Below are 9,490 nucleotides of genomic sequence, written 5' to 3' on the forward strand. Positions count from 1 at the left end.
CGTCAACATCACCCGCAGCCGCCTCGGACGCCTCACCCGCCAAGGCTTCCTCACCCAGCCCGGACGAGGCTGCTACCAGAAACGGACTTAACGTCTTCTAATTCGTTAGTAATTAGAGGTCCTGGATCTCTGATGGGTCCGGGGCGGCGTTGTCCAGCCCGGGGCAGGACGTGTGTGGTCCGGTCGGTGCCGTGGTGACCCCTACGACACCTCCGACCGTGCGAGGTCTTTGCAAAGGCTGGTGGCGCTGGGCGCCGGCCGGTCCTCGTACGTTCTGCCCTCGCGGGCCCGTCGGGTTCGGGATCCTCGAAGGATGAGCTGCCGCACGGTGACGCGTTTTCTCCTCACGAGCTTCGAGCTCTGGACACGGCGCGCGCCCGTGCGGCTTGCGGTGCCGCGCACGGCTGATGAGGTGGCGGGCCTTTGAGCCCTGGAATTAGTGCGCCGTGCGGCCCCGCGTGCTCGCCTTCGAGGACAGCACCGGAGAAGGGGCGGGATCCATGGACGTGTTCTGCGGGATCGACTGGGCGGAGGGCCACCACGACGTCGCGCTCGTCGACGACACCGGCAAGCTGCTGGCCAAGTGACGATCTGGACGGCTACCGGCTGCTGCTGGACCTTCTGGCCGAGCACGGCGACACTGCGGAGATGCCGATCCCGGTGGCCATCGAGACCAGCCGAGGACTGCTTGTCGCGACGCTGCGGCAGGGCTCACGGAAGATCTACGCGGTCAATCCGATGGCTGCCTCCCGCTACCGCGACCGCCACGGAGTCAGCCGCAAGAAGTCGGACCCGGGCGACGCCCTGGTTCTCGCGAACATCATCCGCACCGACGCGCCGATGCACCGCACTCTGCCTGCCGACACCGACCTGGCCCAGGCAGTCGCCGTCTTGGCCCGCGCGCAGCAGGACGCGGTCTGGAACCGGCAGCAGGTCGCCAATCAGCTGCGGTCCCTGCTCCGGGAATACTTCCCGGCGTTGATCGAGGCGTTCAGGGACAAGCCGGGAACCCTGACCCGCCCTGACGCCCGCCGCATCCTGGCCGTCGCGCCCACACCTGCTCTTGCCGCAAAGCTGCAGATGTGGAAGCTGACCGCCATGCTCCGGCGAGCCGGCCGCCGCCGGGGCATCGAGACGGACGCGGAGCGAATCCAGCAGCTCTTCCGCCAGGAGGCCCCGCGGCAGCTGCCCCTCGTCGACGACGCCATGGGCAAGCAGGCACTGGCCCTGCTGCTGCAGCTGGACGCGGCCTGCGAGGCAGTCGATGATCTGGCGCGGGCCACTGAGGATGCCTTCCGGTCGCACCCGGACGCGGCGATCATGCTGAGCTTCCCTGGGATCGGCCCTCAGATCGGTGCCCGGATTCTGGGCGAGATGGGCGATGACAGGACCAGGTTCGCCTCAGCTGGAGGGCTGAAGGCGTACGCAGGATCGGCCCCGATCACGCGGGCCTCCGGCAAACGCCGCTACGTCGGACGCCGGTTCGTCAAGAACAACCGACTCAAGCACGTCGGCCACCTCTGGGCCTTCGCCTCCCTCGGCGGTTCATCCGGCGCGGACGCCTACTACCGGCGCCGCCGGGCAGGAGGAGACTGGCACATGCAGGCCCTGCGGCACCTGTTCAACCGGATGCTCGGCCAGCTCCACCACTGCCTTCAGACGCGGAGTCTGTTCGACGAAGCGATCGCTTTCCCGGCAACCACCGCTACGGGTTCACTGACGGGAGCTCCTCCGGCACAGCCATGACGAGACCCGAGGTGACGGGACGCTCGTCGTTGACAAGAATGAGCCGGTTCCCGGCCCAGGTATCGAGCCGGTCGCATGCCCAAGCGGGGTCATACGCCGCCGTGGGCAGCTGGGGTATGCGCTTTCGACCAGTGTCGTCGAGCCGGTAGGGAACCTCGAAGGCCGTGTTCCAGTCGTCCAGCATCGCGGCGAACCGCTCTTCCGCCTCTGCCGGACCGATGCCCAGGTACTGGGCGATCTCCGTCCAGGAGCTGCCTCGCTCGCGTTCGTAGATAACGGCCGAGACCAGAGCACGCTCCGCGAGCTCTGCGAGCTGGAACGCCTGGCTTACCCGGCCCCCGGGACCGGTGTCAGGGTCGTTCTCGGTGGCAACCAGGCCGGCGGCGCCATCCGCAACGTCCGCTGCGTGATCGCACAGGACGAGGCGCGCCAGCGCCTGGCGGGTGAATCGGGAACGGGCGGCGTCATAAGGGGTCGTCTCAGTCACCCCCACAGCCTCGCAGGCCGTGTCTGCGGCGAGTACCCGATTTCCACGTGGGTCCGGTCTCCCCTTGACGGCTTAGCTGCATGAGGTGTCTTTGTCCGCGATAGCCGGACGAAGAGGTCTGTCCCGTGTCCGGGGCCGGTGGCCGCGCGGAGGGGTACATGTACCGGTATGGCTCGTGAACGGATTCGGTGGCCCCTCGTCGTGGAACGGGCGCGGGAGATCGTGGACGGGTACGCCCCGCTCAAGGTCACCTTGAGACAGGTCATGTACCGCCTGGCCGCCGAGGGCGTGCTGCCGCACACGCCGCCGATGTACCGCCGCCTGTCCGCCAGGCTGGCCCAGGCTCGCCGCGCCGGCCGCTTCCCCGACCTGATCGACACCGTCCGCGAAGTCCACGTCCCGCCGGCCTGGCCGAGCGCAGACGCCTTCGTGCGGGAGATGCCCGACTGGTTCCGCCTGGACCGCACGGCGGCCCAGGAGCACGCCCTGTACGTCGCCGCGGAGAAGGACACCCTGCGGCAGCAGCTGACCGGCTGGCTCGAGTTCGCGGGCATCCGCGTGCTCGTGGTCCGCGGCTTCAGCTCCCAGTCCTACGCCGACGTCGTCCGCGACCGCGTCGCCCACGAGCAACGCGGAGCCCGGCTACTCGTGGTCGGGGACTTCGACTGCTCCGGCGAGGACATCGAGCGCGACTGGGTGGAACGGACGGGCTGCTGGGACTCGGTGACCCGGGTGCTGCTCACCTACGAGCAGATGCGTGCGTACGGGCTCCCGGTGACCGAGGGCAAGAGCGGCGACCCGCGGTGGTCGGCCTTCGCCCGCCGCTACGGCTTCGACATCGAGCGCCCAGTGCAGTGGGAGGTGGAGGCGCTGGAGCCGGACGAACTTCAGCACCTGGTCCTCGCCGCCGTCGACCCGTACATCGACCGCGACGTCCTCGCGCAGCAGATCGCCCGCGAGGAACAGCAGCGCCGCGCCCTGGAAGGGCTCGCCGGTCGGTGGAGTGCGGCGAGCGACGGATCGACATAGTGCTGAACGGAGCCTGCGTGGGTTGGAGGCTGGCAACGAGCCCCTGACACCGGGCCGCGTCCGCGGGGCAGAAAACCTCGCGCCGGGTGCCCGCTCGTCTTCCTACACTCGTGTGCGTGGCGATGACGTACACCAGTGGAAGCAGTGCTGACCTTCCCGAACGCGCTCGGCCGGACGCGTACCTGGCCGCGCTGACCCCCGTGCCCACCGAGTGGCTCACGGTCGTTGGCGAGCCGGCCCACGGTGCCCTCGACTGGGGGATCAGCTGCTACCTGATCCAACCTGAGGAACAGGCCCATGCCCTGAAGGAGCCCTTCGGGAGCCTGCCGGCGATCGGGTCCGCCGGGATCAGCACCTTCCAAAAGCGCACGGTCTTCGAGGAGGGGCTGCGGGACGAAGAGGAGCACGCCGAGTTCTTCGTCCAGCGCCGCTCACATCACGGGCTCGCGGAACCGACGCTTGAGTTCACGCCATCGTTTCTGTGGTACTTCGACGCCATCCCCAGGAACGATGGCTCCTGGTACTACCTCGACGACGCAGGCCGCGACCATGAGCTGGTGCGTACCCGCCGCGCCGACAGCGAGCTGCGCGTCGACATCTCCGCCTTGCCACTCCGCCGCTACCTCGCCGTACGAGGCCGCCGACTGGTGGTTCAGCACGACCGGGTCACCCGGCTCGATCAGGTGCCCGATCCGGAGATCGACGCGACGGACCGCTCCGAGGTGCGTCACTTCTCTTTCCACAGCGGAGACATCCACTCAGTGGACCGCCCCGGATTCGTACGGCTGGTCGGCAAGCAGATCGTGCTGCCCATCGACGCGCAACCAGCCGACCTGGCACGCCCGCACACCTCCGCGCGCCGCTTCCCGGAGTTCACCATCGGCATGGACTCTACGACGGGCCAGCCCATCACCTCCACCTGCGACCCTAAGGAACTGAGCAACTACTTCACCGACCGCGGCACCCCGCACTACCTGACCCGGGTCTACTTCCGGCGAGAGGTTCTCAACAGGTACACCTCGCAGCCCTCCCGCTACCGGATCGAAGCCAGTCGGCTGAGTTGCCTCAGCCTGTGGGGCCTGTCCATCGGAACCAACCCCGAGGGGCTCATCGAGGTGTACCTCGGAGACCTCGGACGCGACCTTCCCGCAGAGGAACGTGACCACTGGCTCAGCTTCAACGCCCCTCCCGGAGGCGGCCGAGACGAGGCCCGGTTCGACCGCGACATCCTCGGCCGGTGGACCGACGGCCCACCCGACCCGCTACGCAGACTGTTCGTTGCCCGAGAGCAGTTCAGTACCACCCTCGGCACCCTTCTCGGTCAGGCGATCTACAAGCCGTGGCATCCCGCCGACCAGATCGCCTTCGAGGGCATCCACATGCCCACCAGCAGCGAGCAGCACGAGGCCGACACCCTCATCCTCCTGCTTGCCAAAGGTGTCATCGACTACCTCAACGTCAAGGCCCTCCGCCGGCTACCAGGCGTGTCCGACTCAAAGGCGACGAGCATCAACTGCCTCGAGGCATGGGCAACCTCCACCGGTGGAGACAGCGACATCCTGATCCGTCCCCTGCGTCTTCTCCAGGGTCTCCGCTCCACCGGCCCCGCCCACCTGCGTGGCAAGGACTGGCACGCCACGCTGACGCGCGCTGGCCTGAGCGAAATGAGTCCGGACCAGCAGTTTGTGCGGGTGCTTGCTCTGACCGGCGATGCCCTTGAGGCGCTCGCACAACACGCCCAAGCGCAACCGGCCGAGTAGCGGCTGTACCGCGGGCTGCGTGCAAGATGGAGGCCCCGGGAGTCACGACGTCCCGGGGCCTCCACTTCGCTGACCTCCCCGCTCAATGACGAGCCGGGCAGCCTGTCACGCCCAGTCCACGCCCAGCTTCGCGAGGGCGGCGAGCTGGTCGGCGGTGAGCTTGTCGCGTCGGGTTTTGGTGTTGGAGACCCATACGCCCAGTTTCACGGTCACCGGGGCCGTCTCGCCGTCGACCGCGATCTGTTCGCTGTGGCTCCTTGGCACGGGCCGGTGGGCGCCTTCCCGCTCGACCCACTGCGTGAGGGCCGCCAGGCCCCGCTGGAACGCCTGCTGTGCCTTGCTCGGCCCCTTCGCTGTACGCCCGACCGCCGGGGCTGGAGGCGGCGCCTGGGCGGGCTCCACGCCCAGCGCGGTCAGCCGTTCCTGCTGCTTGGGCAGCAGCCGCGCCCAGGTAGCCGGCTGCTTCTGTTGCTGGAGCCACCGTCCGATGTCGTCGCCGTCCATGAGTACGCCGGGGGCGATGTCGGGCAGCTGGCCGTCGGCGTCGACGAGGTCGGCCAGGACGCGGTGGTGTCGCTGCCAGTCGAGTGGCCAGGGGCAGTTCCAGTCCTTGTCGATGGCGGCGAGCTGCGCGGCCCGGGTGGTGGCGGTGTCCTCGTTCTTCCCGAGCCCGTTCTTCGCGCCCTTGCGCCGGAGGTTGGCCATGTACTGCCCGATGGGCACCATCTCGTCGTCTTCGCCCCACATGGCGTCCTGTCGGGGTGCGAGGTGCCCGGTGGCGCGCCGGTAGGACCGGAGTGCGGCGAGCTTGTTCTCCCACGCCTCTTCGCCCGGTTCCCAGACCATCCCGGCCTCGGGCGTGTCCAGCAGCCTCTTGCGCCGGTCCTCGAGCTCCCCGGCGCGCAGGGCCTTGCGCTGCTGGTGCACCCACCGCCCGAGCGGGAACGCCTTGGTGACGCCGACCTCGGTCTCGGTGTCGTACGGGACGGCGTGCAGGCCGGTGATGTCGTTTTCGGCCCGCCAGCGGATGAGGGCCTGGTAGCCCTCCAGCCAGACCAGGGACTCGGGCCGGTAGACGCGGGTGCGCAGGAACGCGGCGATCGTGGCGGCGTCGCGCGGGCTGGAGAAGTGGAGCAGGGCCGACTCGGCTGCGGCGTCGGTGTCGTCCTCCTGGTCCTCGCCGTCGCCTTCGCCACCGGCCCCGACGATCCGCCCGTCCTCGTCACGCCGGACGTGGACCTTGCGCTTTCCGCTGGTGAGCGCGCGGGAGGCGAGCTGCTCGACCAGACGTTCGTCATGCGAACGCAAGCCCTGGAGAACCGCTACAAGGGGGCGGAAGCTGGCGCTGGCGACCATGTCGGTGGGGTCCTCACCGGGCTCCAGAAACACCGGCACGATGATCCTGGCCACCTTCGTGGAGCCGTCCTTGTTGAGCCGCAGCGCGCGGCCGATGTTCTGCACGATCTCCACCTGCGAGCCGCGGGTGTCCGCGAAGCACACGGCCTCGACTCCCCGCTCGCCGGTGATGTCCACGCCCTCACCGAGCACGCGAACGCTGGCGAGGAACGCCCGGTGCACCCTGCGCCCGGCCGCGTCGATGCCGTTGGCGAACTGGCGCAGAACCTCGCGCCGCTCGGACACGAGGTGGTCGCCGCACAGCCACGCCGACCACACCCGGTCCGGCGGGACGTGGCGGCCGGCCTCCAGCTCGTAGAACTCGGCATCGATGGAGGATTTCGGCAGCTTGTCAGCGGCGGCCAGATCGGCGTCGGACGCGTCGTTGGCGTACAGCGCGGCGGCGGTCTCGGGCAGCTTGTCCGCGAACGCGCGGGCTTCCTCGACCTTCTGGTGGAACGTCATGACCGTACGCAGGTTGTACGCGGCCGCGTGCTCCAGGAGCGCGGTCTGCAACAGGGCCAGGCGCCGGCCCCGCCGCGCCTCCTCCGACTCCCCGAGAACGGGGGAGGGGTCGCGGATCTCCAGCACGTCGATCTCGAACCCGGCGAGGATTTCCCGCTCGATGGCCTCGCTCAGCCCGAGCTCCGCGAGCCACGCGCCGTACGTGCCCTCCGGGTCGTCTGCCATGGTCGCGATCTCCGCCTCCTGGCCGCCGGCGCCCCTCTGCGGGCTGGCCGCGGCGAGGATGCGCGGGGTCGCGGTCAGGTAGAGCCGGAAGTCCGCCGGGATCCGGGCGTTGTCGTGGATCGCCGCCCACGGCCGCCCAAGATCACCAGCGGTTCCGTGCGCCTCATCCACGATGGCGAGGTCGAACGGGGCCATCTGCTGACCGTAGAGCCGTTCCCCGCCTGCCAGAGCGGCCTCCAGCGGCCCGCGGACCTTCTGCTGACCCTCGGGTGCGTCGATGTCCTCGCGGTCCACCAGGGAGGCGTACGTGGCGAACACGGCGACCGGCCCGGACGCGGCCCACAGGGCGAGCTGGATGGGGTTGGTGGTGGTGCGGACCCCGAGCTCGTTCAGCACCGGGTCGTTCTCCAGCGAGCAGACGGCGATCATCGGGGCCCGGTGGCCCACCAGGCGCCACGCCTGGGCGGTCTGGGCGAGCAGGTCGAGGGTGGGGACGGTGACGAGGATCCGGCCTCCGGGGAAGGATTCCAGCGCGCTCGCGGCGGCCGTGATCGTCTTGCCCGAGCCGGTCGCTGACACGATAGTGCCCCGGGCGCCCTGCGGGGGCACAGATGATCTTGCAGGGATTCCCACCCACTTCCGGAATGCCGACTTCTGGTCGACCTGGTGTTCCCTGAGGGAAATGCCGCGCATTCCAAGTTTCCATTCTGTGCGGCGGAGATCGAGAGGTGAGACGTTGGGTGGTTGTCTAGGTGCCGAGTCCTCTGAGCCCCCACTCGTCGAGGCCGCCGTAGATGGTGGCGGTGCGGCATTGCGGCGCGTCCATGACTTCGGCTTCGCCGCGGTAGATGGCGATGAGGGAGTCGGTGCCGCGCCACCAGGTGTCTGCGAGGCCGGCGGTCTCCGGAACCTGCTCGAAGCCGTTGAGGTCGATGTTTTCCACGGCGTCACCGGTCACTGTCGTGGTGGTGCGTGCGCAGCTGCGGGCGTGGTGGGCCAGGGCGACTGCTTCTACCCACCCTTCAACGCTGGAGTGCAGGGGTACCCAGTGGCCGCAGTGGAGTCCGAACTCTCCGCTGGGGCCGATCATGAACGCGTACGGAAGAGCGGTGCGCTGGTCTCCTGCGTTGAAGTGCCAGTCGGGGTCGGGTCCCTCGGGCACGTCCCCGCTGAGCACTCGAGGTCCGCCGTCGTAGTGGGGAGAAGGAGGAAGAACGAGCCCACCCCAGACGGCCTCGTAGGCCAAGACCCGGTCGATCTGCGCCGCGGGAACGCCGTGTTCCATCCACCTGGCCCGGTACTGTTCAATGTCAGAACATGGAGTCCAGTGGCCGTGGATTCGGACGAAATACTTCGCCCTACGAGTGATGTGCTCAGATACTTCTCTTCTGTCCGCCACCATATCCGCCTCACCGTGTACCGTATTTCTACCAACGGTACATGCTGCATCAGTCTAATGCAGCCGTTGTGCTGAATCCGACACGAACGAGTCCTGTAGTGCTGGCCTCGAGGGTTGTGAAGGCACACTGGAAGGATCGTGGGCCGGGGGAGCGCAGCAGACCTGTCGGCCCTGGATGCCGAGCCGTGGATGCCCGCGAGGGGGATGGGCGGATAAAACATGGGTGCTTCTTCAGCGGGTTCGGTGATGATCGTGGGGATGAATCACGAATCGGATGTCATAGCCGCTGTGCGCCCACTGTGGGATGAGCACAGACCTGCACCGTTCCCTCGTGGTCTCGCGGGTCAGGATCGGGCAGGGTTTGACCTCGTCCTGGTGGATGCGGACATAGCCGGGTGTGTGCACACCTGGCTGGATGACGGCGGAACCCTGGACATGCGGCTCTTCCGGGTTCTGCATTGGCGTGGATCCCAGCTCACCGCAATCCTCACCGAGTTGAGTGAGGGGGACAGTCCCGAGTACTGGCATCGGCTTTCCAGGATGACTGCGCTTGTCGCCTCCACGGACCCCAGGCCGAGAGATGCCTACCCGCCTGAGACGTGGAGCCCGGAGAAGCTCGTCCAACTCCCCCAGGGGCCGTACTCCTAGCCGGCCGGGCCCACGCAGTGGGCCTGAAGGTTCTGGAGGCGCAGCCGGAAGGACCGCCTGGGGGTGGGGGAGCGCAGCGAACCCACCCCCATTTCAGGGTTGCTTGCGAACCTGAACCCCCATTACACCCGCACTCACACAACCAAGCAGACCCCCATAGTGGGCGGGAGCGCAGCGGACGCCCTCCAGGCCGCGCAGCGGCCTGGCCCCCCAGGCTTCCGAAGCGCAGCGAAGGAAGCCGGCCACGGCGCAGCCGTGGCGAGCGGGGAGCGCAGCGGACCGCTCAACGCCCCCGCGAAGCGGGGGCGTTCACTTACACAGCGCGCAGCGCTGTGG

5 protein-coding genes and 1 pseudogene are annotated in these 9,490 nt (G+C 68.5%); 3 read left to right on the forward strand and 3 right to left on the reverse strand.

Annotated features, from left to right (window positions below; genetic code table 11):
• Positions 1-500 precede the first annotated feature (500 nt).
• Positions 501-1,746: pseudogene (locus ACFW2G_RS32540) on the forward strand (IS110 family transposase).
• Here ACFW2G_RS32540 and ACFW2G_RS32545 read toward each other — a convergent pair.
• Positions 1,706-2,233, reverse strand: coding sequence for a hypothetical protein (locus tag ACFW2G_RS32545; protein ID WP_384585538.1), 528 nt, complete (start codon positions 2,231-2,233; stop codon positions 1,706-1,708). The pseudogene ACFW2G_RS32540 and the gene ACFW2G_RS32545 overlap by 41 nt on opposite strands.
• A 168-nt stretch (positions 2,234-2,401) precedes the next feature.
• Between ACFW2G_RS32545 and ACFW2G_RS32550 the strand changes: the two genes are divergently transcribed.
• Both ACFW2G_RS32550 and ACFW2G_RS32555 read left to right on the forward strand, forming a co-directional pair.
• On the forward strand, positions 2,402-3,262 hold the full coding sequence (locus ACFW2G_RS32550) for a hypothetical protein (protein WP_384585541.1): 861 nt from the start codon (positions 2,402-2,404) through the stop codon (positions 3,260-3,262).
• 122 nt (positions 3,263-3,384) lie between these two features.
• Complete coding sequence (locus ACFW2G_RS32555) at positions 3,385-5,022, forward strand: hypothetical protein (RefSeq protein ID WP_384585549.1); 1,638 nt, start codon at positions 3,385-3,387, stop codon at positions 5,020-5,022.
• Between the two features lie 105 nt (positions 5,023-5,127).
• On the opposite strand, the gene ACFW2G_RS32560 is transcribed toward ACFW2G_RS32555, so the two are convergent.
• Positions 5,128-7,800: a Helicase associated domain protein gene (locus ACFW2G_RS32560; RefSeq protein ID WP_384585543.1), complete on the reverse strand. Its 2,673-nt coding sequence runs from the start codon at positions 7,798-7,800 to the stop codon at positions 5,128-5,130.
• A 55-nt stretch (positions 7,801-7,855) separates the two neighbouring features.
• The gene (locus ACFW2G_RS32565; RefSeq protein WP_384585546.1) at positions 7,856-8,392 is read right to left on the reverse strand and encodes a hypothetical protein; all 537 of its coding nucleotides are present in this window, start codon (positions 8,390-8,392) and stop codon (positions 7,856-7,858) included.
• Positions 8,393-9,490: the final 1,098 nt, after the last annotated feature.

This window comes from Streptomyces sp. NPDC058880, from assembly GCF_042742535.1.
Classification (GTDB): domain Bacteria; phylum Actinomycetota; class Actinomycetes; order Streptomycetales; family Streptomycetaceae; genus Streptomyces.

Bases quoted from the DNA above. Each gene is read 5' to 3' on its own strand.
- ACFW2G_RS32555 (WP_384585549.1), top strand. From the start codon at position 3,385: ATGACGTACACCAGTGGAAGCAGTGCTGACCTTCCCGAACGCGCTCGG.
- ACFW2G_RS32550 (WP_384585541.1), top strand. From the start codon at position 2,402: ATGGCTCGTGAACGGATTCGGTGGCCCCTCGTCGTGGAACGGGCGCGG.
- ACFW2G_RS32565 (WP_384585546.1), bottom strand. From the start codon at position 8,392: ATGGAACACGGCGTTCCCGCGGCGCAGATCGACCGGGTCTTGGCCTAC.
- ACFW2G_RS32560 (WP_384585543.1), bottom strand. From the start codon at position 7,800: ATGCGCGGCATTTCCCTCAGGGAACACCAGGTCGACCAGAAGTCGGCA.